The organism is Mycolicibacterium tokaiense, from assembly GCF_010725885.1.
Lineage (GTDB): Bacteria > Actinomycetota > Actinomycetes > Mycobacteriales > Mycobacteriaceae > Mycobacterium > Mycobacterium tokaiense.
In genome coordinates, this window is sequence record NZ_AP022600.1 from 3,059,916 (window position 1) to 3,084,798 (window position 24,883).

General features: G+C 68.1%; 26 protein-coding genes and 1 pseudogene. 15 read left to right on the top strand and 12 right to left on the bottom strand.

Annotated elements, in window-relative coordinates; genetic code table 11:
- Window positions 1–8: 8 nt before the first annotated feature.
- Window positions 9–758 carry a GTP pyrophosphokinase gene (locus tag G6N58_RS14880; protein ID WP_172544970.1) on the top strand — a complete coding sequence of 250 codons (750 nt, stop codon included), beginning with the start codon at window positions 9–11 and terminating at the stop codon, window positions 756–758.
- A gap of 4 nt (window positions 759–762) precedes the next feature.
- On the opposite strand, the gene G6N58_RS14885 is transcribed toward G6N58_RS14880, so the two are convergent.
- The gene (locus G6N58_RS14885; protein WP_115278190.1) at window positions 763–2,088 is read right to left on the bottom strand and encodes an alpha/beta hydrolase; all 1,326 of its coding nucleotides are present in this window, start codon (window positions 2,086–2,088) and stop codon (window positions 763–765) included.
- A 113-nt stretch (window positions 2,089–2,201) separates the two neighbouring features.
- On the opposite strand from G6N58_RS14885, the gene hemL reads away from it, so the two are divergent.
- From hemL to G6N58_RS14920, 7 genes are read left to right on the top strand one after another with little or no spacing between them, the layout of a single operon-like run.
- On the top strand, window positions 2,202–3,500 hold the full coding sequence (gene hemL, locus G6N58_RS14890; protein WP_115278189.1) for a glutamate-1-semialdehyde 2,1-aminomutase: 1,299 nt from the start codon (window positions 2,202–2,204) through the stop codon (window positions 3,498–3,500).
- A gap of 17 nt (window positions 3,501–3,517) precedes the next feature.
- Window positions 3,518–4,108 (top strand): histidine phosphatase family protein, encoded by a 591-nt coding sequence (locus G6N58_RS14895; protein ID WP_163908639.1) that lies wholly within the window; start codon window positions 3,518–3,520, stop codon window positions 4,106–4,108.
- Window positions 4,108–4,713, top strand: a complete 606-nt coding sequence (locus G6N58_RS14900) for a TlpA disulfide reductase family protein (RefSeq protein WP_068919591.1) — start codon at window positions 4,108–4,110, stop codon at window positions 4,711–4,713. The genes G6N58_RS14895 and G6N58_RS14900 overlap by 1 nt, the downstream gene beginning before the upstream one ends.
- A complete protein-coding gene (locus tag G6N58_RS14905; protein WP_068915420.1) occupies window positions 4,710–5,474 on the top strand; it encodes a cytochrome c biogenesis CcdA family protein in 765 nt (254 codons plus the stop codon). Before G6N58_RS14900 ends, G6N58_RS14905 begins: the two co-directional genes overlap by 4 nt.
- A 56-nt stretch (window positions 5,475–5,530) precedes the next feature.
- Window positions 5,531–7,108 carry a cytochrome c biogenesis protein ResB gene (resB, locus tag G6N58_RS14910; protein WP_083231034.1) on the top strand — a complete coding sequence of 526 codons (1,578 nt, stop codon included), beginning with the start codon at window positions 5,531–5,533 and terminating at the stop codon, window positions 7,106–7,108.
- Window positions 7,105–8,073 carry a c-type cytochrome biogenesis protein CcsB gene (ccsB, locus tag G6N58_RS14915; protein ID WP_115278187.1) on the top strand — a complete coding sequence of 323 codons (969 nt, stop codon included), beginning with the start codon at window positions 7,105–7,107 and terminating at the stop codon, window positions 8,071–8,073. Before resB ends, ccsB begins: the two co-directional genes overlap by 4 nt.
- Window positions 8,074–8,093: 20 nt before the next feature.
- Entirely contained in the window at window positions 8,094–9,431 is a 1,338-nt protein-coding gene (locus G6N58_RS14920) for a MinD/ParA family ATP-binding protein (protein ID WP_435406140.1), read from the top strand.
- A 3-nt stretch (window positions 9,432–9,434) separates the two neighbouring features.
- Here G6N58_RS14920 and G6N58_RS30480 read toward each other — a convergent pair whose 3' ends face one another.
- Complete coding sequence (locus G6N58_RS30480; RefSeq protein WP_170314348.1) at window positions 9,435–9,599, bottom strand: hypothetical protein; 165 nt, start codon at window positions 9,597–9,599, stop codon at window positions 9,435–9,437.
- Between the two features lie 76 nt (window positions 9,600–9,675).
- On the opposite strand from G6N58_RS30480, the gene G6N58_RS14925 reads away from it, so the two are divergent.
- Window positions 9,676–9,957: a DUF4229 domain-containing protein gene (locus G6N58_RS14925; protein ID WP_068915423.1), complete on the top strand. Its 282-nt coding sequence runs from the start codon at window positions 9,676–9,678 to the stop codon at window positions 9,955–9,957.
- Entirely contained in the window at window positions 9,954–10,976 is a 1,023-nt protein-coding gene (locus G6N58_RS14930; protein WP_115278186.1) for an aminotransferase class V-fold PLP-dependent enzyme, read from the top strand. Before G6N58_RS14925 ends, G6N58_RS14930 begins: the two co-directional genes overlap by 4 nt.
- Window positions 10,977–11,024: 48 nt before the next feature.
- Here G6N58_RS14930 and G6N58_RS14935 read toward each other — a convergent pair whose 3' ends face one another.
- Window positions 11,025–11,348: a hypothetical protein gene (locus G6N58_RS14935; protein ID WP_115281501.1), complete on the bottom strand. Its 324-nt coding sequence runs from the start codon at window positions 11,346–11,348 to the stop codon at window positions 11,025–11,027.
- Between the two features lie 270 nt (window positions 11,349–11,618).
- Between G6N58_RS14935 and G6N58_RS14940 the strand changes: the two genes are divergently transcribed.
- Entirely contained in the window at window positions 11,619–11,873 is a 255-nt protein-coding gene (locus G6N58_RS14940; RefSeq protein ID WP_115278185.1) for a metallothionein, read from the top strand.
- Here G6N58_RS14940 and G6N58_RS14945 read toward each other — a convergent pair.
- Both G6N58_RS14945 and G6N58_RS14950 read right to left on the bottom strand, forming a co-directional pair.
- Window positions 11,870–12,739, bottom strand: coding sequence for a 1,4-dihydroxy-2-naphthoate polyprenyltransferase (locus G6N58_RS14945; protein WP_115278184.1), 870 nt, complete (start codon window positions 12,737–12,739; stop codon window positions 11,870–11,872). The genes G6N58_RS14940 and G6N58_RS14945 overlap by 4 nt on opposite strands.
- A gap of 22 nt (window positions 12,740–12,761) precedes the next feature.
- Window positions 12,762–13,409: a DUF1345 domain-containing protein gene (locus tag G6N58_RS14950; protein ID WP_232067869.1), complete on the bottom strand. Its 648-nt coding sequence runs from the start codon at window positions 13,407–13,409 to the stop codon at window positions 12,762–12,764.
- A gap of 25 nt (window positions 13,410–13,434) precedes the next feature.
- Here G6N58_RS14950 and G6N58_RS14955 point away from each other — a divergent pair, with 25 nt between their 5' ends.
- Window positions 13,435–14,211: an S-methyl-5'-thioadenosine phosphorylase gene (locus G6N58_RS14955; protein WP_115281500.1), complete on the top strand. Its 777-nt coding sequence runs from the start codon at window positions 13,435–13,437 to the stop codon at window positions 14,209–14,211.
- Window positions 14,208–15,236, top strand: coding sequence for an NAD-dependent epimerase/dehydratase family protein (locus tag G6N58_RS14960; protein WP_115278182.1), 1,029 nt, complete (start codon window positions 14,208–14,210; stop codon window positions 15,234–15,236). The genes G6N58_RS14955 and G6N58_RS14960 overlap by 4 nt, the downstream gene beginning before the upstream one ends.
- 56 nt (window positions 15,237–15,292) lie before the next feature.
- Here G6N58_RS14960 and G6N58_RS31325 read toward each other — a convergent pair.
- From G6N58_RS31325 to G6N58_RS14980, 4 genes and pseudogenes are all read right to left on the bottom strand, one after another.
- Window positions 15,293–16,127, bottom strand: a pseudogene (locus G6N58_RS31325) (endonuclease domain-containing protein).
- A 130-nt stretch (window positions 16,128–16,257) separates the two neighbouring features.
- Window positions 16,258–17,034, bottom strand: a complete 777-nt coding sequence (locus tag G6N58_RS14970) for an SDR family NAD(P)-dependent oxidoreductase (RefSeq protein WP_068915431.1) — start codon at window positions 17,032–17,034, stop codon at window positions 16,258–16,260.
- A gap of 40 nt (window positions 17,035–17,074) precedes the next feature.
- Window positions 17,075–18,148, bottom strand: a complete 1,074-nt coding sequence (locus G6N58_RS14975) for an LLM class flavin-dependent oxidoreductase (RefSeq protein ID WP_068915432.1) — start codon at window positions 18,146–18,148, stop codon at window positions 17,075–17,077.
- Entirely contained in the window at window positions 18,145–18,663 is a 519-nt protein-coding gene (locus G6N58_RS14980; RefSeq protein ID WP_115281499.1) for a flavin reductase family protein, read from the bottom strand. Before G6N58_RS14980 ends, G6N58_RS14975 begins: the two co-directional genes overlap by 4 nt.
- 420 nt (window positions 18,664–19,083) lie before the next feature.
- Between G6N58_RS14980 and G6N58_RS14985 the strand changes: the two genes are divergently transcribed.
- The gene (locus tag G6N58_RS14985; RefSeq protein ID WP_197746425.1) at window positions 19,084–20,514 is read left to right on the top strand and encodes an APC family permease; all 1,431 of its coding nucleotides are present in this window, start codon (window positions 19,084–19,086) and stop codon (window positions 20,512–20,514) included.
- A gap of 60 nt (window positions 20,515–20,574) precedes the next feature.
- Here G6N58_RS14985 and G6N58_RS14990 read toward each other — a convergent pair whose 3' ends face one another.
- Window positions 20,575–21,039, bottom strand: a complete 465-nt coding sequence (locus tag G6N58_RS14990; RefSeq protein ID WP_232067870.1) for a TetR/AcrR family transcriptional regulator — start codon at window positions 21,037–21,039, stop codon at window positions 20,575–20,577.
- Window positions 21,040–21,314: 275 nt separating this feature from the next.
- Between G6N58_RS14990 and G6N58_RS14995 the strand changes: the two genes are divergently transcribed.
- A complete protein-coding gene (locus G6N58_RS14995) occupies window positions 21,315–22,442 on the top strand; it encodes an NAD(P)H-dependent flavin oxidoreductase (protein ID WP_115278179.1) in 1,128 nt (375 codons plus the stop codon).
- Here G6N58_RS14995 and G6N58_RS15000 read toward each other — a convergent pair.
- Window positions 22,397–23,746 carry an FAD-dependent oxidoreductase gene (locus tag G6N58_RS15000; protein WP_115278178.1) on the bottom strand — a complete coding sequence of 450 codons (1,350 nt, stop codon included), beginning with the start codon at window positions 23,744–23,746 and terminating at the stop codon, window positions 22,397–22,399. The two genes, G6N58_RS14995 and G6N58_RS15000, sit on opposite strands and share 46 nt — an antisense overlap.
- A gap of 33 nt (window positions 23,747–23,779) precedes the next feature.
- Window positions 23,780–24,796: a phosphotransferase enzyme family protein gene (locus tag G6N58_RS15005; protein ID WP_115278177.1), complete on the bottom strand. Its 1,017-nt coding sequence runs from the start codon at window positions 24,794–24,796 to the stop codon at window positions 23,780–23,782.
- Between the last annotated feature and the right edge of the window lie 87 nt (window positions 24,797–24,883).

Below are 24,883 nucleotides of genomic sequence, written 5' to 3' on the forward strand. Positions count from 1 at the left end.
TGGATGCCATGACTGACGTGCTGGACGCCGCACAGACGCGGTACCTGGACGAGTTCCGGAAGCTGCGCGAGGAGTTCTCCCGGTTCATGTTCTCCTACAAGTTCGGCATGGAGGAGGTCGCCACCAAGGTCGGGATCCTGCAGCAGGAGTTCCAGCACTTGCAGCAGTACAACCCGATCGAGCACGTCAGTAGTCGGCTCAAGTCGCCGGAGAGCGTGCTGGACAAGATCGCGCGCAAGAACTGCGCGCCGAACTTCGAATCGATCCGCGAGACGATCACCGACATCGCCGGAGTCCGGGTCACTTGTTCGTTCACCTCCGATGTCTACCGGGTGTCCGAAGCGCTGACCCGGCAGGACGACATCACCGTTCTGCAGGTCAAAGACTATGTGCGCGAACCCAAACCGAACGGGTACCGCAGCCTGCACCTCATCCTCGAGGTGCCGGTGTTCCTGTCCACCGGTGGGGTGACGGTCCCGGTGGAAGTGCAGTTGCGCACCGTGGCGATGGACTTCTGGGCCAGCCTCGAGCACAAGATCTACTACAAGTACGACGGGGTGGTGCCCGCCGACATCTCCAGGACGCTGAGCGAGGCCGCGGAGACCGCGGCGCGGCTGGACACCGAGATGGAGCAGCTGCACCGCGACGTGCACGGGGAACTGCTGCCGGTGCCGGTGGAGGTGACGCGCGGCAACATCCCGATGTCCGACGAGGTGATCACCCGGCTGATCGGGGAGGGTTTCTCGGCCCGGCCGTGACGCCTCAGCCGCGGAACGGCACCTGGTCCGCGTGGCACACCGTCGCCGGCACCTGCAGATCCACCAGATAGCTGCGCACCGTCGCGGTGACGCAGACGCTGGGATCGGACACCGCCGGGTGGCCGTAGCCCACGTGGGTCAGCAGCGTCGCGTTGCCCAGCAGCCGGGCCACCGCGGCGGCGTCGCGGAACGGGGTCACCGGATCCAGCGTGGTCCCCACGACCAGCACCGGGTTGGGCGTCACCGCGCTCCACGGCCCCGCGTAGACGTGGGCGCCGCGCACCGGCCAGGACGCGCACGGTGCCCACTGCCACCAGGTCAACAGGGGACCGGACACCGGATCCAGGGCGCGGAACTGCTCCAGCCGCGCGGTGGCCGTCGACGCCGACACCTGGGCGGGGCTGTCCAGACAACTGATCGCCGCGGCCGGCGCCACCTCGGCCGTCCTCTGCGGCCACCACCGTCGCGCCTGCCTCAGCAACAGCCGGCCGTCCCCCTCGGCGGCCGCCGCCAGCCCGCGGGCCAGGTCCGGCCAGCGCCGCGGAGTCTGTAGGGCGCTATAGGTGGCCACCAGTGTGTCGCGGTAGGTGAGAGCCCCGATCGGGGTGGCCATGAGCACGTCGACCAGGGTCTGCTCGGTCAGCGGGCATCCGGCTGCCCGGCACAGCCGGACGAATTCACCGAACACCGCGCGAGCGTCGGTCATCGACGCCGCCAGCCGCTCCTCGGCCCCGGCCGCAACGGCGACGGGATCGGGCGGTCCGTCGAGCACCATGGCGCGCACCCGGGCGGGGAACACGTTGGCATACACCTGCCCCAGGAAGCCGCCGTAGGACTCCCCGTAGAACGTCAGCTGCGAGTCACCCATCAGCGCGCGCAGGTGGTCCAGATCGCGGGCCGACGCCGTACTGCTGACGTGGGCCAGCAGCTCGCCGTGGAACACGCCGCACCGCTGCGCAACGTCGTCGAGCAGGGGTGGGGACTCGGCATCGGTGCAGGTGATGGTGCTCCCGCGCGGATCCCAGCTCACGACGTCGAAGCGATCCCCGCCCAGGGCGGCCAGCTCGCGGCCCCGAGTGCGCAGGGCCTCGACACCAGAGCGTCCCGGTCCGCCCGGATTGACGAACAGCACGCCGAGGCGGTCCCCGGCGGCGGGGAAGCGGGCCACCGCCAGATCGATCGTCGCGCCGGCGGGGGCCGACCAGTCCAGCGGTACCGTCACCGTCGCGCACTCCAGGCCGTCGCCGCAGGGTCGCCACGACACCGCGGGCCGCGGTGGCACCGCGCAGGCGGCGAGCAGCAGGATCAGCACCGCCAGCACTGCGCGCATGGCATCAGTCTCGTCGGTCAGATGTGGCCTGCGTCACGTTTTCCGCCAACTCTGCGCGGTGTCCACTACACCCTGTAGTGGACGATTTGGGTGGAACTGGGACACTGGTCGACATGAGCAGTACCGAGCGGTCCGCCAAGCTCTTCGCCGACGCGTCGGAGGTCATTCCCGGCGGCGTCAACTCACCGGTCCGGGCGTTCAACTCCGTGGGCGGCACGCCCCGCTTCCTGGTGAAAGGGCAGGGTTACTGGCTCACCGACGCCGACGACAACCGCTACGTCGACCTGGTGTGCTCCTGGGGTCCGATGATCCTGGGCCACGCGCACCCCGCAGTGGTGGAGGCCGTCACCGAGGCCGCCCAGCACGGACTGAGCTTCGGCGCCCCCACCGCATGTGAATCGGAGCTGGCCCACGAGATCATCTCCCGGGTCAAGCCGGTGGACAAGGTCCGCCTGGTCAACTCCGGCACCGAGGCCACCATGAGCGCCATCCGGTTGGCCCGCGGCTTCACCGGCCGTCCCAAGATCATCAAGTTCTCCGGCTGCTACCACGGCCACAGCGACGCCCTGCTGGCCGATGCCGGGTCGGGGGTGGCCACGTTGGGCCTGCCGTCGAGCCCCGGGGTCACCGGCGCCGCAGCCGCCGACACCATCGTGCTGCCCTACAACGATGTCGCCGCGGTCGAGGACGCCTTTGCCGCGGCCGGCGACCAGATCGCGGCCGTCATCACCGAGGCCAGCCCCGGCAACATGGGCACCGTGCCGCCGCAGCCCGGGTACAACGCCGCACTGCGCCGCATCACCGCCGAGCACGGTGCGCTGCTGATCTCCGATGAGGTCATGACGGGTTTCCGGGTCAGCCGCGGCGGCTGGTACGGGGTGGACCCGGTGGACGCCGACCTGTTCACCTTCGGCAAGGTGATGAGCGGTGGACTGCCCGCCGCAGCGTTCGGCGGCCGCGCCGAGGTGATGGAGCGGCTGGCGCCGCTGGGGCCGGTGTATCAGGCGGGCACGCTGTCGGGGAACCCGGTCGCGATGGCCGCCGGGCTGACCACGCTGCGCCACGCCGATGACGCGGTGTACGCCAGGCTGGACGCCAACGCCGACCGGCTGCACACCCTGTTGGGCGACGCGCTGACCGCAGAATCGGTGGCCCACGTCATCCAGCGGGCCGGCAACATGCTCAGCGTCTTCTTCACCGACACCCCGGTGACCGATTTCGCCGAGGCGAAGAAAACCGAGACGTGGCGCTTCCCGCCGTTCTTCCACGCGCTGCTGGACGCCGGCGTCTACCCGCCGTGCAGTGCCTACGAAACCTGGTTCGTCTCTGCTGCTCTGGACGACGCCGCCTTCGAGCACATTGCCGCAGCCCTGCCCCGCGCCGCGAAGGCGGCCAAGGAGGCCACCCAGTGATCACCCGCGTCCACGTGATGCGCCACGGCGAGGTGCACAACCCGAGCAAGGTGCTCTACGGCAGGCTGCCGGACTATCACCTGTCCGACCGCGGCCGCGAGCAGGCCGCAGCAGTCGCCGACTGGCTGGCCGACCGCGACATCACCCACATCGTGGCCTCGCCGCTGGAACGGGCCCAAGAGACCGCCGCCGCCACGGCGTCGCGCCACGGGCTGCCCATCGACACCGATGCCGATCTCATCGAGTCCTGGAACATCTTCGAGGGCCAGCGGGTGGCGCCCGGCGACGGCGCATTGCGCGACCCGCGGAACTGGCCCAAGCTGCGCAACCCCCTGCGGCCGTCGTGGGGCGAGCCCTACACAGAGGTCGCTCCGCGCATGATCGCGGCGCTGCACCGCGCCCGTAAGGCCGCCGAAGGCCATGAGGCGGTGTGTGTTTCGCACCAGCTGCCGGTGGAGACGCTGCGCCGCGCCATGATCGGCAAGCGGCTGGCGCACCTGCCGACCAAAGGTGCCCGGATGTGCAACCTGGCGTCGCTGACGTCGTTCGAGTTCGACGGGGACCGGCTGGTGGGCTGGGGTTACGCGGAGCCGGCTGGGCACCTGTGATGCGGCGGTTGGCAGTCCTGTGGTGTGCGCTGGTGGTGGCGCTCGCCGGCTGCTCGACCGGTGACGACGCGGTGGCTCAGGGCGGCACGTTCGAGTTCGTCGCCCCCGGCGGGCAGACCGACATCTTCTACGACCCACCCGCCGACCGCGGGACACCCGGACCTGTCACGGGACCGGACCTGTTGGACCCGAACAGAACCCTGTCGCTGGACGACTTCGCCGGCGACGTGGTGGTGATCAACGTCTGGGGCCAGTGGTGCGCGCCGTGTCGCACCGAAATGCCGCAGCTGCAACAGGTCTACGACGCCACCAGAAGCAGTGGCGTCGCATTTCTCGGCATCGACGTCCGCGACAACAACCGCGACGCCCCGGTGGATTTCGTCACCGACCGCAACATCACCTTCCCGTCCATCTACGACCCGGCGATGCGCACCATGATCGCCTTCGGCGGCCGGTATCCCACCACCGTCATCCCGTCCACCATCGTGCTGGATCGCCAGCACCGGGTGGCCGCGGTGTTCCTGCGCGAACTGCTCGCCGAAGACCTGCAGCCCGTCGTCGAGCGGCTGGCCGCCGAGAGCCCCGAGAGCACCGACGCACCATGACCGGCTTCACCGAACTCGCCGCCACCGGGCCGCTGTTGCTGGCTCTGGGGGCGTGTCTGCTGGCAGGGCTGGTGTCGTTCGCCTCGCCGTGTGTGGTGCCGCTGGTGCCGGGCTACCTGTCGTACCTGGCCGCGGTGGTGGGCGTCGATGACCGCGGTTCGGTCAAGACCGTCTCCAAGATGCGGGTGGCCGGGTCGGCGGCGCTGTTCGTGGCCGGCTTCACCGTGGTCTTCATCCTCGGCACCGTCGCGGTGCTGGGCATGACCACGTCGCTGATCACCAATCAGGTTGTGCTGCAACAGGTCGGCGGAGTGCTGACCATCATCATGGGGTTGGCCTTCATCGGCTTCATCCCGGCCATGCAGCGGCAGGTGAAGTTCACCCCGCGTCAGGTGTCCTCGGTGGCGGGTGCGCCGCTGCTGGGGGCGGTGTTCGGGCTGGGGTGGACGCCGTGCCTGGGCCCGACGCTGGCCGGGGTCATCACCGTGGCGTCGGCCACCGACGGCGCCAGCGTGGCACGTGGGGTCACCCTGGTGATCGCCTACTGCCTGGGGCTCGGGGTGCCGTTCATCCTGCTGGCGTTCGGCTCGTCCTGGGCGGTCGGCGGGCTGGGCTGGCTGCGCCGCAACACCCGCACCATTCAGATCATCGGCGGCGTGCTGATGATCTGCGTCGGCGTGGCGTTGGTGACCGGGCTGTGGAGCGACTTCGTGTCCTATGTCCGCGACGCCTTCGTCAGCGACGTCAGGCTCCCGATTTGAACACCGACACCTCGCGAGCAGACACCAACTCGGGCGACACCCACTCCCCGAGTCCCATGTCGCGTCTGTTCGCGCCGGTACGCAACACCTGGCGGGCACTGACGTCGATGGGCACGGCGCTGGTGCTGCTGTTCCTGCTGGCGCTGGCCGCGGTGCCCGGCGCCCTGCTGCCGCAACGCAGCCTCAACGCCGGCAAGGTCGACGAATACCTGGGGCAGCACACCACCATCGGACCGTGGCTGGACCGCTTCCAGTTCTTCGACGTCTTCTCCAGCTTCTGGTTCACCGCCATCTACGTGCTGCTGTTCATCTCGCTGGTCGGCTGCCTCACCCCGCGGATGATCGAGCACGCCAAGAGCCTGCGTGCGGTTCCCGTCCCCGCGCCGCGCAACCTGGCGCGGCTGCCCAAACACCACACGGCGCAGGCCGAGGGCACCCCGGACTCGGTGGCCGAGCGGATGACCGCGGCGCTGCGCGGGTGGCGCAAGACCGTCCGCACCGACGGCGACACCACCGAGATCTCCGCCGAGAAGGGCTATCTGCGCGAATTCGGCAACCTGGTGTTCCACTTCTCCCTGCTGGGCATCCTGGTCGCCGTCGCAGCGGGCAAGCTGTTCGGCTACGAAGGCAACGTCATCGTCGTCGCGGGCGGGCCCGGCTTCTGCTCGGCGTCACCGGCGGCCTTCGACTCCTTCCGGGCCGGCAACACCGTCGACGGCACGTCGCTGAACCCGATGTGCATCAAGGTCAACGACTTCCAGGCCCAGTACCTCGAGAGCGGCCAGGCCATCGGCTTCGCCGCCGACATCGACTACCAGTACGGCCAGGACCTGACCAGCAACACCTGGCAGCCCTACCGCCTCGAGGTGAACCACCCGCTGCGGGTCGGCGGCGACCGGGTGTACCTGCAGGGCCGCGGTTTCGCCCCGTCGTTCACGGTGACGTTCCCGGACGGGCAGACCCGCAGCCAGACCATCCAGTGGCGGCCCGAGGACCAGACCACCTTCCTGTCGTCCGGCGTGGTGCGCATCGACCCGCCCGCGGGCATGTATCCCGACGCCGACGAGCGGCGTAATCACCAGATCGCCATCCAGGGCCTGTTCGCGCCGACCGCGCAGTTCGACGGGACGCTGCTGTCGTCGAGCTGGCCGGAGCTCAACGATCCGGCCGTGGCCGTCGATATCTACCGCGGCGACGCCGGGCTGGACAGCGGGCGCCCGCAGTCCATCTGGGATCTCGACCCGCGGCTGATCGACCAGGGCCGGCTCACCCGCGAGGAGCGGGTGAACCTGCGTGCCGGGGAGGATGTGCGGCTGGCCGACGGCACGGTGGTCCGCTTCGACGGCGCCACCCCGTTCGTCAACCTCCAGGTCTCCCACGACCCCGGGCAGATCTGGGTGCTGGTGTTCTCGCTGGCCATGATGGGCGGGCTGCTGGTGTCGCTGATCATCCGCCGGCGGCGCATCTGGGTCAGGATCGCCCCGGCCAGCGCGAACGGTACCGTGAACGTCGAGCTCGGCGGCCTGGCACGTTCCGACAATTCCGGCTGGGGCGACGAGTTCGAGAAGTTGACGGAGCGGCTGCTGGACACCGGTGACACCGCAGCGGCTCCGCCCAGAGAGAAGGTCCGATGAACTCCGATCACGTCGATCTCGGTCTGGCCCAGTACTCGGACTGGGCGTTCACGACGTCGACCCTGGTGCTGCTGGCGGCGATGCTGCTGTTGGCCGTCGAGCTGTCCTACAGCCGCAGCCGCAAGGTGGCCGACCGTGAACTGGTGGGCGCCGGCGTACGTGCCGACGGCGACCGGCCTGGCCTGATCGCCGAGGCTCCCAAGCGTCCCGCCGACGAACGCATCGGCCGCGCCGGCATCGCTCTGGTCTACGTGGGCATCGCCGCGCTGCTGGCCTGCATCGTGCTGCGCGGACTGTCCACCAGCCGCGTGCCCTGGGGCAACATGTACGAGTTCATCAACCTGACCTGCTTCTGCGGGTTGGTGGCTGCGGCGTGGGTGCTGCGTAAACCCCAGTACCGCTCGCTGTGGGTGTTCGTGCTGCTGCCCACCTTGATCCTGCTGACCGTCTCCGGGCAGTGGTTGTACACCCACGCAGCCCCGGTGATGCCTGCGCTGCAGAGCTATTGGCTGCCGATCCACGTCTCGGTGGTCAGCCTGGGGTCCGGGGTGTTCCTGGTCGCCGGGGTGGCCAGCATCCTGTTCCTGCTCAAGATGTCGCGGTTCGGTAATGGTGACGGCGCCCTCGCTCGGGTGATCCAGCGGCTGCCCGACGGACAGACCCTGGACCGGATCGCCTACCGCACCACCATCTTCGCGTTCCCTGTCTTCGGCTTCGGTGTCATCTTCGGTGCCATCTGGGCCGAGGAGGCGTGGGGACGGTACTGGGGCTGGGACCCGAAGGAGACGGTGTCCTTCATCGCGTGGGTGGTGTACGCGGCCTACCTGCACGCCCGCTCGACCGCAGGCTGGCGCGACCGTAAAGCTGCTTACATCAACGTCGTCGGCTTCGTGGCGATGGTGTTCAATCTGTTCTTCATCAACCTGGTGACCGTGGGTCTGCACTCGTACGCCGGGGTGAGCTGAGTTTGTGAGGAGTTCCGAACGTGACTGACGAACCCACGGAAGGCCGCCACGGTCGCGAGAGTTCCCGCCGCGAGAACGAGGCGCCGACAACATGGTTCGCCGAACAGAGCGGCGGCGAGCAGGCGCAGGAGCGCCCCGAACCCTCCTCGGACTACACCGAGTTCCACACCCCGGGCTACGGCACGCCGGCCATCAGCGACAGCCCGCCGCGGCCGTTGACAGGCTTTCGCTCCGAGCGCCGGTTCAGTGAACCCACCGGGCTGCCGAACGCCCCGCGCTGGAATCCGCCGCCCCCGGAGTGGAACCCGCCGCCACCACCGCCGGCCGAGCCACAGACCGAGCAGTTCCGCGTCATCCCCGCAGACGCCGCACCCGAGCCGGCACTTCCGGTGCCGTACCGCCCGGAGATCGCGCAGACGCCGTATCCGGACCTGTCCACGAGTTCGCTGCTGCGCGAGGTGAAACCGCCGCCGTCCAGCGGCTGGCGCCGGTTGCTGTATGTGGCGTCGGGCAAGCTGATCAACGTCGGCGAGAGTGCCAAGGACATCCACCACAGGAATCTCGTCGCGCAGGCCAATCAGCCGCTGGCGGGCTGCTACCGCATCGCGGTGGTCTCCCTCAAAGGCGGGGTGGGCAAGACCACCATCACCGCGACCCTGGGCTCGACGCTGGCCTCCCTGCGTGGTGACCGCGTGGTGGCTGTCGACGCCAATCCCGACCGCGGCACCCTGAGCCAGAAGGTGCCGCTGGAGACCCAGGCCACCGTGCGCCACCTGCTGCGCGACGCCGGGCGGATCCAGAGTTACAGCGACATCCGCGGTTACACCTCCCAAGGGCCCAGCCGCCTGGAGGTGCTGGCGTCCGAGACCGACCCCGCGGTGTCGGAGGCCTTCAGCGCCGATGACTATGCCCGCACCCTGGCGGTGCTGGAGCGGTTCTACAGCCTGGTCCTCACCGACTGCGGCACCGGTCTGATGCACTCGGCCATGGCCGCGGTGCTGGCCAAGGCGGACACCCTGGTGGTGGTCAGCTCGGGTTCGGTGGACGGGGCGCGCAGTGCGTCAGCCACCTTGGACTGGCTGGATGCCCACGGCCACCAGGAGTTGGTGCGCAATTCGATCGCGGTGATCAACGCCGTGCGGCCGCGTTCGGCCAAGGTCGACATCCAGAAGGTGGTGGACCACTTCTCGCGGCGCTGCCGCGCGGTGCGTTTGGTGCCGTTCGATCCGCATCTGGAAGAGGGCGCGGAGATCGATCTCACGCGCTTGCGGCGGGACACCCGCGAGGCACTGGTGGAATTGGCGGCTGTGGTGGCCGACGGGTTCCCGAAGCCCAACCGCGACGCGATGAACTGGTGACCGTCAGGTCCGCGGCTTGTTGTCCGGGTGGTTGAGCCGCCACAGGAATTCGGGATCGTCGTCGGGTCCGATGGTGCGAGGCTTGGGACGGTCGGCGCGCGCCTTGAAGACGCGCCAGCCGATGTACACCGCGGCGGCGAGCAGGACCACGAGGACCAGGAACGACACGAAACAACCTCCTTCACTCGAATATACGCGCGTCGGTAGGCTCGGGTTCGTGGTTGAACAGCCTCGTACGGGTCAGATGGTGGCGGACGTCGCGGCCTACCTGGTCGCCCGGCTGCTGTTGGTGGCGGCGCTGGCCGCGGTGCTGGTGTTCGGTGCCCGACTGTTGGGCATCGAGGAGTTCCCCATCGTGATCGCCGTGCTCTTCGCCATCGTGATCGCCCTGCCGCTGGGCATCTGGCTCTTCGCCCCGCTCCGCAGGCGCGCCACCGCGAGCATCGCCGCCGTCGACGAGCGCCGCAAGCGTGACCGAGCCGAATTGCAGGCGCGGTTGCGCGGCGAAGAGCCGCCGGCGGCATGAGGACCGCGTTCGGCGCCGAGTTCGCCGGCGCGCCGGGGTACCTCGATTCGCCGACGGTCGGGCTGCCGCCGGCGTTCGTCGCCGGAGCCGTCGCCGCGCACCTGGACGCGTGGCGCCGCGGCGCGGTGTACGCCCCGGACTTCGACCGCGATGTCGAGGCCGCCCGCGCCGGCTATGCGTCATTGGTCGGTGTCGCGCCTGAGGCGGTGGCCATCGGTGGCAGTGTCTCGGCGCTGCTCGGGCTGATCGCCGCGTCGGTGCCCGACGGTGTCCGGGTGGCCACCGTCGCCGGCGAGTTCACCAGCGTCACGTTCCCGTTCGCCGCGCAGGCCGGACGTGGCGTCACCGTCACCGAACTCGCCCCCGGCGAGTTGGAGCAGCGCGCGGGGGAATTCGACGTCGTCGCCGTCAGCCTGGTGCAGTCGGCCAGCGGACGGATGCTCGACGTGGCGACCCTGCGGGCCAACGCGGGCTCTGCCGTCACCGTCATCGACGTCACGCAGACGCTGGGGTGGTGCGCGGTGGATCTGTCGTGGGCCGCGGTGACCGTCGGTGGCGCCTACAAGTGGCTGTTGGCGCCGCGGGGGATGGCCTGGATGTCGGTGCGCGCCGACCTGCTCGAGGGCATCACGCCGCACAACGCCAACTGGTACGCCGGCCAGGATCCGTGGGCCACGGTGTACGGCCTGCCGCTGCGGCTGGCGCCGTCGGCGAAGCGGTTGGACACTTCACCGTCCTGGGCGAGTGCCATCGGCGCCGGCGCCGCCTTGCCGTGGCTGGCCGCACTCGACCGGTCTGCGGTGCACCGGCACACCGTCGGCCTGGCCGCTACGGTGCGGCGCGAGCTGGACCTGCCGCCGGCAGAGTCGGCGATCGTGTCGATACCCGTTGCGGGAGCGGCGGATCGACTGCGGACAGCGGGCATCCGGGCCGCGGTCAGAGCGGGCGCGGTGCGGGTCGGTTTCCACCTCTACAACACCGAGGACGACGTTGACCGGCTGCTGGAGGCGCTGCGCTGAACGCACAAAAAAGGCGCCCCGAGGGGCGCCTTTGATGTGAACGTGTCGTCAGCGCACGTTGACGTAGACCGTCTTGGTGTTCTGCGGCGCGAACTGGTTGTCGGAGTTGGGGCCGTAGCCGCCTTCGTTACCGGCGTTGGCGTTGGTGTGGCTGAAGGTGGGACCCTGACCGACCGACACGACGCTGGCTTCGCTCAGCGGGGCCGTGGACAGGCGGTTGACGATCACCTTGTAACCCTGGTCCTGCAGCGAGCTGATGGTGTCCTGCGCGTTGCCTGCTCCGGTGGGAGCGGCCATGGCCGGGGCGGCCAGACCGAGGAAGCCCGCGGTGAGGGCGGTGGCGGCGGCAGTGGCAAATCCGAACTTCTTCATGATCATTCTTCTCTCGTCTTTGGTGCTGGTGCGAATCGTGGCTCGCAGTAGATCTGTGGCTCGCGGTTCAGATCGGTCTCTCGTTCCGGTCTGCCCTGTTAAACCGGTGTTACGTCGGATTAATTCCGTCGCCGCTTTTTTTGGGTGCAATGGCGGAAAAAGCACGGCGGAGCGGTCAGATCTGGTGACGGCGATCACGAAAGGCGTTGTTCAGCAACGCCGGTCATAGGGGCTCTGTTTGAGTCGGCATGGCCCGGGCACCCGGAACGCATGAGCATCTGTGACACCTGTGGCAATGACTACGACAAAGCCTTCACCGTCACCTTCAGCGACGGCCGGGCGGCGACCTTTGACAGTGTGGAATGCGCGGCCGCCCAACTGGCTCCGGAATGCGCCCACTGCGGGTGCCGGATCCTGGGCCACGGCATCGAGACCGACGACGGCATCTTCTGCTGCGCGCACTGCGCCCGCAAGGACTCCAACGCCGACGTCAACGACCGTTACCCGGTGCCGGCCGGCGGTTAGCCCACCGTCAGGGCGACCCCGACGGCGATCGACCACACCAGCATGGTCAGCCCGGTGTCACGCAGCACCGGAATCAGGGCCGGTCCACCCTTACCGGTGGTGACCGGGCGCGACGCCCGAACCGCCAGCGGCGCGGCCACCAGACCGGCCAGGCACCACGGTGTGGCCAACGCCAGTCCCAGCGTGCCCAGCCCCGCCACGGCCAGCAGGGTGAGGTAGAGCGTCCGGGTCCGCGCGTCGCCGAGGCGCACCGCGAGGGTGATCTTGCCGGATTCGGTGTCGGTGGGGATGTCGCGCAGATTGTTGGCCACCAGCACCGCCGACGACAGACTCCCCATCACCACGGCGGCCACCGCACCCACCCAGTCGACGGCGAGCGCCTGCACGTACTGCGTGCCCAGTACGGCCACCAAACCGAAGAAGACGAACACCGCGATCTCACCGAAACCGAGGTACCCGTACGGTTTCGACCCGCCGGTGTAGAACCACGCCCCGGCGATGCACACCACGCCCACCGCGATCAGCCACGGGTTGGTGAGGATGGCGAGCGCCAGGCCGGCGGCGGCGGCCAACAGCAGGCTGATCACGGCCGCGATCAGCACCGAGCGCGGGGAAGCGACCTTGGAGCCGACCAGCCGCAGCGGCCCGGCGCGCACGTCGTCGGTGCCGCGGATGCCGTCGGAATAGTCGTTGGCGTAGTTCACTCCGACGATCAGCGCCAGCGACACCACCAGCGCCAGTCCCGCCTTCCACCACACCGCCGCACCCAGCCAGGCTGCGGCGCCGGTGCCGGCGATCACCGGCGCCACCGCATTGGGAAGGGTCCGCGGGCGGGCGCCTTCGATCCATTGGGAGACGGTGGCCATGTCGAAGATCGTCGCACGGGTCCTAGCTGAGGGCCGCCAGCCCCACCACCAGGTTCAGCGTCATGGCCAGGATCACTGCGCCCAGCAGGAAGCTCAGCAGCGCGTGGCGCAGCGCGGTGGCGCGGATGACGCGACTGCGCAGGGCGGTGTCGGACACCTGGTAGGTCATGCCGAGGGTGAAGGCCAGGTAGGCGAAGTCGGCGTACGCGGGGGCGTCGTCGGCGTTGAAGTCGATCCCGCCGCCGGAGGTGTAGTAGAGCCGGGCGTACCGCAGCATGAACACGGTGTGCACCGCGAACCAGGACGCGGCCACCGAGGCGATGCCGAGCACGGCCGCGGCGACGTCCCCACCGGAGGTCAACAGGTACCCGACGCCACCGAGGCTGGCCACGCTGGCCAGCACCACGGTGACGTGGGTGAACCCGCGGGTGGCGTCCTCCTCGTGGGCGTGGCGGGCGTGATGTTCAGTGGCGGCGGCGCCCATCCTGCCCACCAACAGCCAGGTCCAGCTCAGGTAGATGCTCGCGGTCACCACCCAGCCCGCGGCGGGGGCGTACGGCGCACCCGCCGTCGCGACCACGATTGCCGCCGCTGCCACCCCGCCGGCGGCCGCGCCCGCCAGCCGCGCCGCGGCGGGGCCGTCCGCGTGTAGTGCCGAGAAACGTGCCACGTCGGCAGTCAAGCAGAATGGACGGATGCTCGGAGTCATCGGCGGCAGCGGTTTCTACTCCTTCTTCGGGGACGACGCCCGCCCCCTCAGTGTCGACACGCCCTACGGCAGTCCCAGCGCCCCGATCACCGTCGGTTCGGTGGGGGAGCACGAGGTGGCGTTTCTGCCGCGCCACGGGGTCAACCACGAGTTCTCCCCGCACACCGTGCCCTACCGCGCCAACATGTGGGCGTTGCGGTCCCTGGGGGTGCGGCGGGTGTTCGGTCCCTGTGCGGTGGGCAGCCTCGATCCGGCGCTGGGCCCCGGCGCCATGGTGGTGCCCGATCAGCTCCTCGACCGCACCAGCGGACGGAAGGCCACGTACTTCGATTCCGGCGGCATCCACGTGGACTTCGCCGACCCGTACTGCCCCGATCTGCGGGCTGCGGCGGTCGGGCAGCCAGAGGTGGTGGACGGAGGGACCATGGTGGTGATCGAGGGCCCGCGGTTCTCCACCCGCGCCGAGAGCCGGTGGTACTCCAGCGTCGGGTTCTCGTTGATCAACATGACGGGCTACCCGGAGGCGGTCCTGGCTCGCGAACTCGAAATGTGTTATGCAGCAATTGCTCTGGTCACCGATCTGGATGCCGGGGTGGAAGCCGGAGCCGGGGTGAAAGCGGTGGACGTGTTCGCCGAGTTCGAGAAGAACCTGGTGCCGTTCAAGAACCTGGTGCGCCAGGCCATCGAATCGGTGCCCCGGGAGCGCAGCTGCACGCACTGCACCCCGCACGAGGGTGTGACGCTGCCGATCGACTTGCCATGAAGGTATTGCTCACGGGTGCAGCCGGTTTCATCGGAACGCAGATCGCCGCCGCGCTGAGGGCCAAGGGGCATGAGGTGGTGGGCCTGGATGTGTTGTTGCCGGCGGCGCATCACGACGCGGTGTTGCCCGAGGGTGTGGTCCGCGGCGACGTGGCGGCGCCGGACATCGTGGCCCATCTGCTCGACGGGGTGGATGTGGTGTGCCACCAGGCGGCCATGGTGGGCGCCGGGGTGAACGCGGCCGATGCGCCCGCCTACGGCAGGCACAACGACTACGCCACCACCGTGCTGCTGGCGCAGATGTATGCCGCCGGCGTGTCCCGGCTGGTGTTGGCCTCGTCCATGGTGGTCTACGGCCAGGGCGGCTTCGAATGCCCCAAGCACGGCGCGGTGGATCCGCTGCCGCGCCGCCGCGCCGATCTCGATGCCGGGATGTTCGAGCACCGCTGCCCGCTCGGCGACGAACCGGTGCACTGGACGCTGGTTGATGAAGATGCACCGTTGAAGCCGCGCAGCCTGTACGCCGCCAGCAAGACCGCCCAGGAGCACTACGCGCTGGCCTGGGCCGAGGCATCGGGTGGCTCGGTGACCGCGCTGCGCTACCACAATGTCTATGGAGCGGGGATGCCGCGCGATACGCCGTACTCGGGCGTGGCGGCCATCTTCCGCTCGGCGCTCGAGAAGGGCCAGGCTCCCAAGGTGTTCGAAGACGGCGGGCAGATGCGCGATTTCGTGCACGTCAGCGATGTCGCTGCGGCCAACGTGGCTGCCGTCGAATCACCTGCGCAGGGTTTCTTGGCTGCCAATGTCTGCTCAGGGCAGCCCATTTCGATTCTCGATGTCGCCGGTATCGTGTGCGAGGCCCGAGGTGGGCCGGCACCCGAGGTCACCGGGCAGTACCGCAGCGGCGACGTCCGCCACATCGTGGCCTCGCCGGAAGGGGCCGCCGCATCCCTGGGCTTCCGGGCGTCGGTGTCTCCGCAAGAGGGGTTGCGCGACTTCGCGTTCGCGCCGCTGCGGGCATGAGGTTGAGATGGACACCAGTCGAGTGTTTTCAGCCGATCTCTCGACTGTTGTCCAACTCAACCCATGCGCTGTGACCGGGCCCGCTTCACCCGCTCGATGATGTCGCGCTGCCGGTGGTCGGCGAGCACCCGGATGATGATCCAGCCGACGGACGCCAGGTATTCAGCGCGTGCGATGTCGCTGGTGAAGCTGAAGCGGTCGGTGCGATGATGCTCACCGTCGTATTCGACCGCCACCATCAGCTCCGGCCAGCCCATGTCGAGGAAGTACCTGCGCCCGTTGGGTCGACGCACCGGTATCTGCGTCCGCGGTACGGGAAATCCGGCATCGATGAGCGTCAGACGCAGCCTGCTCTCCTGGGGTGATTCGGCGCCGGCATCCACGCGGGCGAGCAGTGCGGGCACGCGCACGAGTCCTCGGATGTGAGGGTGCAGGCGAGAGCTCGAGTACCTCGTCAGCCGAGAACCGCGTCGCCCGTGACAGCGCGTCGAGCCTGGCGATCGCCCGGTATTCGGTGTCGCGGCGGGCCAGATCGAACGCAGTGCGAACGGGCGTGGTCACGCGCACGCCCCGGCGCACCATCACCTCGGCGTCCAGGAGTCGCTCATTCCTGGTGATGACTCCGCGAGGGGATCGACTGTTGGGCAGGTTCATCTCAACCGGTGTCCCGGTGTCCACCCACTTCGCACCGTGCAGAGCGGAGGCGGCGAGGCCCGTGATGACGCCTCTGCCCTTCGACCACTTCCATGCGGCCAGAGTCCGATCTTCCAATGTCACCGGCCCCTTCGCGGTGTACAGATTCGGCAGAAGGCGCTGATAGTCCTGTGCGAGCTGGTATTTGGTCACCTGCCCGGCGGCCACGGCCTCGCTTCCAACGAAGGGTTTCGGCATCGCACGACGGTGCCACGATGCTCACGGCTTCGTTGTCCTCCATCCACAGCGGGTTGAGATGGACGCCAGTCGACAGATGTGGCGGATTCCGTCGACTCCTGTCCACCTCAACCCACCCGGGTGCAGGTTTTCAGCGGCCTGCCAGCAGCCCGCCGTCGACGACGATCTCGGCGCCCGTGACGTAGGAGGCGCGATCGGATGCCAGGAACACGATCACCTCGGAGACCTCGACCGCCTGTGCGAAGCGCCGCAGCGGGATCTGGGTGTGCAGCAGCGCGGTGGCACCTTCGGGCAGCTGATTGAGTTCCGCGTCCAGCATCGCGGTTTCGATGTAACCGGGATGAACGCTGTTGCAACGGATTCCGAGCTTGCCGTAGGTGCAGGCCATCGACTTGGACATGGTGGTCACGGCCCCTTTCGAGGCGGTGTAGGCCAGGTACCCCTCGGCGGCGACGATGCCGAAGATCGATGAGATGTTGATGATCGACGCCGCTCGGCTGCGTTTGAGCAGGGGAAGAGCCGTCTTGGCCCCCAGGAACACACCTGAGGTGTTGATGTCCAGGGTGCGGCGCCAGGAATCTTCGGTCGACTCCTCGAGTCCGGCCATGTCCAGAATGCCGGCATTGTTGACCAGAACGTCGAGGCACTCGTGCCTGGCGGCCACGGCGTCGATCACGTTCTGCCACGACGCGGAATCGGTGACGTCCAGGTCATGGGCGTGCACCTCGAGCCCCTTGGACTGCAGTTGTTCGGCCAGAGTGCCCGCCAGATCGAACTGGACGTCGCCGAAGTGCACGACGGCGCCTTCTTCGGCGAGGCGGCGGACGTGTTCGGCACCCATCCCGCGGGCGCCGCCGGATACCAGCGCCACCTTTCCGTCGAGAAGTGGCTGCTGCGAAGTGGTCACGGTGAGATCTCCTGTGGATCGTGGTGGGTCGTGCGACGGATCAGAGGTGCGAAACCAGCTCGCTGACCTTGGTTCCGATCAGTTCGAAGCTGCGGCGGTACACCTCGGGATCGTCGGTGTACTCGTGCCCGAACGAGATGAGAGTGCCGAAGCCACCCACGGCCGCGTGCAGTGCCTCGATCTTGGCGGCAACGGTGTCCGGCGAGCCGACCAGGTGGAAATTGTCGACCATCCACTCCGCCGTCAGGTCTTCCTTGGCGATGGTGCCGCCCGTCACCAGATCTCCGAGGCCGAGTTCGATGAACGTGGGGATGTTGTAGTTGCCCCACAGGTCGCCCATGGAACCGTTGAGGTAGGCCTCGCGCGCCTGGTCGTCGGTGTCGGCCACCAGTACATCACGGCAGATGCGCCAGTTCGCCCGGTTGGCGGGGTGGCCGGCCGCGGTGGCCGCGGTGGCGTAGGTCTCCCAGTGCTGGCGCAGCACGCTCTCGTGCACCTGCTGACTCATCGGGTAGAAGCCGTGCCGGCCTGCGGTGGTCAGGGTGGGTGACGTCGCCTGCATGCCGGTCATGATGGCGGGGATCTTCGCCTGGAACGGCTTCAGGTGCGGGCCGTGGATGTCATCGGAGTAGGCCGGCATGTCGACGGTCCAGAACTCGCCGTCGATGCGGAACGGGCCCTCTTTCTCCCAGATGGCCTGGATGATCTCCAGCGCTTCGACCATCATCTGCGGGTTCTTCTTGCCGGTGTTGAACAGCTGCGCGTCGCTGGGGAACGCTCCGGGGGCGAAGCCTGCGATGTAGCGGCCTCCGGTCATGTGGTCGAGCCACATGATGCGGTGCGCCAGTGAGATCGGGTTGTGGTAGGCGAGTAGATGGGCTGCCGCCCCCAGTCGAATCTGGGAGGTGAGCTGTGCGGCGGCGGCGATCATGAGATCGGGTGCGGGACTGGGTTCCCCGCCGAGGGTGTAGTGCTCGGCGAAGAACACCTCTTCCCAGCCGTAGTCGTCGGCCCACTTCGTCAAGGTGAGATCCCAGTCGATCACCTGGCGGACGGTGCGGCGGCCGTGTGAGTAGTCACGGGAATAGGGGATGTTGAACAGTCCGAACTTCATGGTGTTCCTTCCTCAGGGTGGGGTGTGGTGGTGCGGTGAAATCGGGAGCGAAAGAACACGAGCGCAGGCTCGGCGGTGTCGTCGGGTGCGCCACCGATTTCGATGACGTCCGCCATGACGATCCAGTGGTCACCACCGTCGACGATTCGGTGGGTACGACAGTCCAGCCAGGCGACGGAGTCGGTGAAGACGGGATTACCTGCCCTCGATGTGGTGTATTCGACTGACTCGAAACGGTTTTCACTGCGAACAGCGAAGCGGCGCGCCAAGCTGTGATGGTGTCCCGCGAGGATGTTCACAGCGAAGGAACCTGTCGGCTCGATCAGGGGCCAGGTGGTCGACGTCCGCGCGACGGCGAGCGCGATCAGCATCGGATCCAGGGACAGCGACATGAACGACTGCAGCGTCATGCCCACGGGTGTCGCCCCGTGGTGGGCGGTGACGATGGTCAGGCCGGTGGGGAAGTGGCCGACGGCGCGTTTGAATGCGGCAACATCGCGGGTGGTTGTGGTCATCGGCTTCACCGTCTCGAGGCGCAAATTTGAACATCTGTTGAAATACGTGAACATCACGCAACGTAAACCGAGCGGGGTCCGCTGTCAATGGGAAGTCCGACTTCCGTCGGCCTGACCTGCCGATAAACCCTGCAGCGCAGCGCGATCAAAAGAACTGGCCTGCAGATGAGGGTGGTTGACTTTTCTGTTGACAGGTGTGGTAGGCGGAGTTACGCTTCCCCCACTCCCAGAGTTCAACGTTTGTTCAAATATTCCGTTGGGCGCCGGACCGTGTCTCCTGGCTCAGGTGAGCCGTCGTAACCACCCCACCCCATGTACTTCTTTCCCGGAAGGAAGATGAACATGTCCGAATCGCTTCAAGCCCCGGGGGCATCGAGTCAAGGGCAGCCCCCGCCTGAACAGTTCAAGCGGTCAATCGGCTTGATCTCCAATTTCTCCCTCGGTTTCACCTACCTTTCGCCGGGTGCGGGAGTTCTCTCCATCTTCGCGCTCGGGCTGGCGACGGCGGGGCCTCCCTCCATCTGGTGGTTCGTCATCGTTGCCGCCGGGCAGCTGCTGGTCGCGCTGGTCTTCGGAGAAGTGGTGTCGCAGTATCCGATCACCGGAGGGATCTACCCGTGGACGAGACGGCTCTGGGGTAGGCGCTATGCGTGGATGGCGGCCTGGATCTATCTGGCGGCCTTGATCGTCACCACCACGTCGGTGGTGCAGTTCGCTATACCGTTCCTGTCCAATCTGTTTCGGATACCGCCCGGTGCCGGAACCGGCCTGATGATCGCGCTCGGGCTGCTGGCAGTTGCCTTCGTCCTCAACAGCACGGGTACCAGAACACTCGCACTGGTCGCGCGAATCGGGTTCTATTGCGAGCTCATCGGGGTGGTGGCGCTGGGTCTGTATCTTCTTGTGTTCGAGCGAAAGAACTCGTTTGCGATGCTGTTCGACTCCATGGGGGTCGCGGGCTCGGAACCCTACCTGTGGGCGTTCCTGCTCGCCGCGCTGGTGGGCTTGTGGCAGTTCTACGGATTCGAGGCGTGTGGCGACGTGGCTGAAGAGGTCAGGGATCCCGAGCGGCGGATTCCGCTGGCCATGATTCTCACCATCGTCATCGGCCTGGTGGCGGCCGTCATCGCCTACGCCGGTTTCATCCTGGCCGCACCGAATCTCCAGGACATCGTCGACGGCAATGTGGCCGATCCCATCCCGGAGATCGTCCGAGCCAGTACCGGTGAGTGGGGCATGACGATGTTGTTGATCGTGGCGGCCACCATCTTCTTGTCGGCGGTGCTCTCGCAACAGGCCGCGCTGAGCCGGTTGCTGTACAGCTTCGCTCGCGACGACATGCTGCCGGGCAGTCGCTGGTTGTCCAAGCTCCACGAGGAGGTGGGTGGGGCTGGGGCAGTGCCGCGCAACGCGATGGTCGTGGCGTGCTGCGCCCCGATGGTGATCAGCCTCTGGCTCTACTTCAAGCCCGAGAGCATCGTGGCGGTTACCGCGTTCGCCGTCCTGGGCATCTACGTCTGCTTCCAGATGGTGGTTCTGGCCGCCCTCCGTCAGCGTCTCAAGGGTTGGCGGCCGGCCGGTCCGTGGTCACTCGGTGGGGCGGGCCTGTTGGTGAACATCGCAGCACTGATCTACGGGGTTGCCGCGATGGTTCTGCTGGCACTGCCCGGCGACGCGAGTCTGCCGTTAGTCGACCGCTGGATCGTGCTGATCGGACTGACGGTGGTGCTCGCCGTCGGCGGCGTCTACATGCTCGTGGCGCGGCCGTATGGAAACTCCGACGCACCCGAGGACGATGCGCTGCAGGTGGCCGAACAGTTGCGCCGGGGGGGCGCCGAGCGGTCGCGTTGACTGTTGTCAAGCTCGGAAAGACTGTCGCCGTGCTCCTTTTCGGGTGCACGGCGACAGCCGTCAGCGGGCCGCCATGGTGCGGCCGTCGGGGTAGTGCCGCAGAGGGTCGGACCTGATGATCGAGAGGATCACCCGGCGCAGCTCATCGTCGGGAAGATAGGCATCTCCGACGATGCGCTGCATCACCGCACCGTCCCAGAGAGCCTCGATCGCCGTCGCGGTGGTGGCGCCGCAATAGGCGGCCACTCCGGACTTCGCCCGCACCGACCACTTGCGCACCAACATGCGGTACCGCCTGTCGCGTGCGGCCTCCACGTACAGTTCCCACATCAGGATTGCGGTGTCGCTGTCGTCGGCAAGTGAATCAATAAGTGCCAGAACGGCATCGGCGAGTTCCTCGTCGTTGCGCGCAGTGCTGAAGCTGTTCTCGTAGGCGACGGAGACCCGCTCGACGTAGAAGGCGAACGAGTCAAGCAGCAGGTCGTTGAGATCGCGGTAGTGATAGTTCACCGTTCCCAGGGACATGTTGGCAACGGAGCACACGCGTCGATGGGTCACGCTTTTGACGCCCGTTTCTGCGACCACCTTCAGAGTCGCCTCCATCAAAGCCGCTCTGGTGGCCTCGGATCGATCGTTCTTGGTTCGCCCCAACCGACCCCTCCGTCAGATCGTGATGCGTTGCATCAGTCGGATTCGTCGAGGATAGCGTGTGCGTAGGGCCGCCTTTCCCGCGCAGAAAGGTAGCGACGCCGGGCGGCGATACTTGACAGTTGTCAACTCAAGGTGGCCATACTGATCGGGTGAAGACTGCGATCTGCGACCGGTTCGGTATCGACTTCCCGTTGTTCGCCTTCAGCCACTGCCGCGACGTGGTGGCCGCGGTGACCAATGCCGGCGGGTTCGGAGTCCTCGGCGGCACCGCGTTCACCCCCGAGCGGCTCGAGCAGGAGCTGGCCTGGATCGACGGGGAGGTGAAGGGCAAGCCGTACGGTGTCGACATCATCGTGCCCGCCAAGTTCGAGGGCAAGGGCGAGTCGCTGTCCACCGGTCAGCTGGTCGACCGCATCCCCGCCGAGTATCGCGCTTATGTCACCGAACTGCTTGCCGCACATGACATCCCCATCGACGACGAGAAGCGCTACGGTGGCTCCAATCTCTCCGGCGACACCGGTGAGCAACTGCTGGACGTCGCGCTCAAGCACCCGATAAAGATGATGGCCAACGCGCTCGGTGTGCCACCGGCGTACATGATCGAGGCAGGTGCCTCCAGCGGCGTGCCGGTGGCGGCACTGGTGGGCGCCAAGGAGCACGCCATCAAGCAGGTGGCCGCCGGTGTGGACGTCATCATCGCGCAGGGCACCGAGGCCGGCGGTCACTGCGGTGAGGTGTCGACGCTGGTCCTGGTGCCGGAAGTGCTGCAGGCTCTGGAAGAGACACCGGGGGGTGGCGGCATCCCCGTGCTGGCCGCCGGCGGCATCGTCACGGGCAGGCAGATGGCGGCCTGCGTGGCGATGGGCGCCGCGGGTGCGTGGACGGGATCGGTCTGGTTGACGACGGAGGAGGCCGAGACCGCGCCGTACACCGTCCAGAAGATGCTGGCCGCGTCGTCCCGCGACACCGTGCGCTCCACGGGCCGCACCGGCAAGCCCGCGCGCCAGTTGGTGTCGGACTGGACCGACGCGTGGGGTCCGGACAAGCAGAAGACGCTGCCGCTGCCCTTGCAGAACATGCTCGTCGAGCCGGTGCTGCGCCGCGTGGACAAGCTTGCCGCGCAGGGACATCCGGGCGCCCAGGCGCTGGCCACCTACTTCGTCGGCCAAGGTGTGGGTCTGATGAACAAGGTCAAGCCCGCCCGCGACGTGGTGCTGGAGTTCATCGAGGATTACGTGGCGGCCGCCGAACGTCTCGGAGCCTCGCTGGAGGACTGAGGCAGAAGGACCCGGCGCGCCACCGCGGGGGCGAACAGCGTCGACGGTGGCTCCAGGAGCTGGGTCACCCGCACGAACCTCTCGAACAGGGTGATGTCGGACATACACCGCGCGATCAGGCGGTTGGTGTACCACGCACCGAACCGCATCGCCGGCGTGCGGCGGCCCGGCACCTCCGGCACGGCGAGGTCCGCGGCGGTGGCCAGCTGCCAGGCCGCATCCACCGTCGCGGCGGTCGCGGCGAAGAACCGCGTCCCCAGTCGTACCGGGCCGTCCGTCAGGCAGCGGCGCAGCGCCTGCGCCTCCAACGCCACCACCGACATCCCCTGTCCGTAAGCAGGATTGAAACTGCAGACCGCATCGCCCAGCACCACCAGGCCCTCGGGGAACCGACGCAGCTTGTCGTAGCGCCGCCACTGTGTCGTCGGGTACCGGTAGCGGGCCGGTTCGCCGATGGGTTCGGCCCGCTGCAGGGCCTCGGCCATCGGCGCAGGTGCCCATCCGGCGGAGAACTCGCGCAGTGCCGGCCACTCGGTCGGCGGCTCGTGACCGGCCATGCCGGCACCGGTCAGTAGCCAGGTGTTGTCCTCACACTGCCCCAGCGCACCGCCGGTGGGCCGCCCGGGTGCGGTGCCGATGAGGAACATCTTCGCCGGCGGGTGTGGGTCGGGGATCCGCAGCAGCTGACTGGCATAGGCCAGACGAACCCGGGTGCCCTCCTCAACGGGCCGGTCGAAGCCCAGTTCCGCCAGGAACGCCGGAGTTCGCGACCCGCGTCCGGTGGCGTCGACCACCAGGTCCGCGGTCAACGCAACACTGCGGCCGCCCTCCCGCGGCGCCACCCGGGCGCCGGTGACACGCGGCCCGTCGGCCAACAGGTACACCGCGTCATGGCCCTCGAGCATCGTCACCGTGGCCAGACGGCGGACCCGCCGCCGCACATGATCCTCCAGAAACGGACGCGTGGACTGATAGGTGCGCAACCTCTCGGCAAACTCACCGGTGCTGCGGTGCAGGTCGTGGCCGCCCAGCACCTGCCAGAACTGCGAGAGCTCGTCCAGGTGTGCCGACCCGTCAGCGGTCAGCTCGTCGAGGATGCCGGGAAACAGCTCCTCCAGCGCCGACGAACCGCTGGCCAGCAGGGCATGCAGGTGTCTGCCCTGCGGAACCCCGCGCCGGTGCGCGGCGGCGGCCGGCAGATGATCGCGCTCCACCACCGTGACGCGGCGGTAGAACTCCGAGAGCACGGCTGCGGCCAGCAGCCCGGCGAAGCTGGCACCCAGAACGACGGCGTGTTCTTCCATGGCGCTCAGCGTGCGACGACGCCGCGGCGCCGACTAGCGTAGTGCGCTACTCCACAGGGCCTCCGCCAGCCAGGATTCGTCGTGCAGGTAGCGGCGGGCCAGCGCCGCGGTGCCCGCGGCGAACGTAGGCGCCAGCGGGATGGCCGCGTCGGCGTCGGCGTGGCTGCCGATCCAGGCCGACAGCATGATCCGCCGTAACATCACGAACGTCGGCACCAGCGCCAGATGGTCGTCGGGCAGCGGACGCACGGTCTGGTAACCGCGCAGCCAGTCGGCAATGATGCGTTCTGCCTCGGGGGTGTCTTCGATGAAGGACACCACCGCACCCAGATCGGCCAAATGCCAGGACCACCCGCAGTCGTCGAAGTCGATGACGGTGATGGGGGCGGTCGGATCGGCGGGGTCCACCATCAGGTTGGCCATCCGCAGGTCGGCATGCACGAGGCCGAAACGGTCTGCGTCGGTGCCGAACTCGGTCAGCCTCTCGATGATGCGTGCCACCGCCAGGTCGACGTCCGTGGCATCGGTTGCCGTGAGGTTGGGCGTGGCACGCCAGTCGCCCCAGCGCCCCAGCGGGCCGACAGTGGTCTCGAGGTCCCAGCGGAAGCGGGTGAAGAACTGCGGCGGCGACCAGCTCTCGACGTGGTTGTGCATCAGCGCCGTCAACCGGCCCAGCAGATCGAAGCCCACGGCGTCCGGCTGGTCTTCTGCGGTGCAGCCCGGGATGTAGGACACCGCGTCGACGTGCAGGACGGCGTCGGCCACGGTGGCGGCCACCACCTCACTGCCGTCGCGGGCCGGGATCAGCGCCGGCGTCACCACCTCGGTCTGTTCCCGCAGCGCGGTCATCCAGCTGAGCTCCGAGCGGATGGCGTCCAGGTCGTGGTAGCCGGGCCGGTGCACCCGCAGCACCCAGGGCACGGCGGTGCCCACCAGGTAGGTGGCGTTCTCCGAGAGGCTCAACAACCGCAGCGGTGCGTCGGCCGGATGGCCGTATGCGGGCAGCGCAGCGCGGGCGAACTCCTCGTGGTTGGGGGGCAGTCCAGGCATCGCAACAGTGTCGCCGAACCGCTCCCTCTCCGCGAGCGCTGGCGTCGGCAGAATTACGTACCTGCCCGCCGCCGATCCGGCCCGCCG

Coding starts and splice junctions, on each gene's coding strand:
- G6N58_RS14880 (WP_172544970.1), top strand. CDS start 9: ATGACTGACGTGCTGGACGCCGCACAGACGCGGTACCTGGACGAGTTC.
- G6N58_RS14885 (WP_115278190.1), bottom strand. CDS start 2,088: ATGCGCGCAGTGCTGGCGGTGCTGATCCTGCTGCTCGCCGCCTGCGCG.
- hemL (WP_115278189.1), top strand. CDS start 2,202: ATGAGCAGTACCGAGCGGTCCGCCAAGCTCTTCGCCGACGCGTCGGAG.
- G6N58_RS14895 (WP_163908639.1), top strand. CDS start 3,518: ATGCGCCACGGCGAGGTGCACAACCCGAGCAAGGTGCTCTACGGCAGG.
- G6N58_RS14900 (WP_068919591.1), top strand. CDS start 4,108: ATGCGGCGGTTGGCAGTCCTGTGGTGTGCGCTGGTGGTGGCGCTCGCC.
- G6N58_RS14905 (WP_068915420.1), top strand. CDS start 4,710: ATGACCGGCTTCACCGAACTCGCCGCCACCGGGCCGCTGTTGCTGGCT.
- resB (WP_083231034.1), top strand. CDS start 5,531: ATGTCGCGTCTGTTCGCGCCGGTACGCAACACCTGGCGGGCACTGACG.
- ccsB (WP_115278187.1), top strand. CDS start 7,105: ATGAACTCCGATCACGTCGATCTCGGTCTGGCCCAGTACTCGGACTGG.
- G6N58_RS14925 (WP_068915423.1), top strand. CDS start 9,676: ATGGTGGCGGACGTCGCGGCCTACCTGGTCGCCCGGCTGCTGTTGGTG.
- G6N58_RS14930 (WP_115278186.1), top strand. CDS start 9,954: ATGAGGACCGCGTTCGGCGCCGAGTTCGCCGGCGCGCCGGGGTACCTC.
- G6N58_RS14935 (WP_115281501.1), bottom strand. CDS start 11,348: ATGAAGAAGTTCGGATTTGCCACTGCCGCCGCCACCGCCCTCACCGCG.
- G6N58_RS14940 (WP_115278185.1), top strand. CDS start 11,619: ATGAGCATCTGTGACACCTGTGGCAATGACTACGACAAAGCCTTCACC.
- G6N58_RS14945 (WP_115278184.1), bottom strand. CDS start 12,739: ATGGCCACCGTCTCCCAATGGATCGAAGGCGCCCGCCCGCGGACCCTT.
- G6N58_RS14955 (WP_115281500.1), top strand. CDS start 13,435: ATGCTCGGAGTCATCGGCGGCAGCGGTTTCTACTCCTTCTTCGGGGAC.
- G6N58_RS14960 (WP_115278182.1), top strand. CDS start 14,208: ATGAAGGTATTGCTCACGGGTGCAGCCGGTTTCATCGGAACGCAGATC.
- G6N58_RS14975 (WP_068915432.1), bottom strand. CDS start 18,148: ATGAAGTTCGGACTGTTCAACATCCCCTATTCCCGTGACTACTCACAC.
- G6N58_RS14980 (WP_115281499.1), bottom strand. CDS start 18,663: ATGACCACAACCACCCGCGATGTTGCCGCATTCAAACGCGCCGTCGGC.
- G6N58_RS14990 (WP_232067870.1), bottom strand. CDS start 21,039: ATGTCCCTGGGAACGGTGAACTATCACTACCGCGATCTCAACGACCTG.
- G6N58_RS15000 (WP_115278178.1), bottom strand. CDS start 23,746: ATGGAAGAACACGCCGTCGTTCTGGGTGCCAGCTTCGCCGGGCTGCTG.
- G6N58_RS15005 (WP_115278177.1), bottom strand. CDS start 24,796: ATGCCTGGACTGCCCCCCAACCACGAGGAGTTCGCCCGCGCTGCGCTG.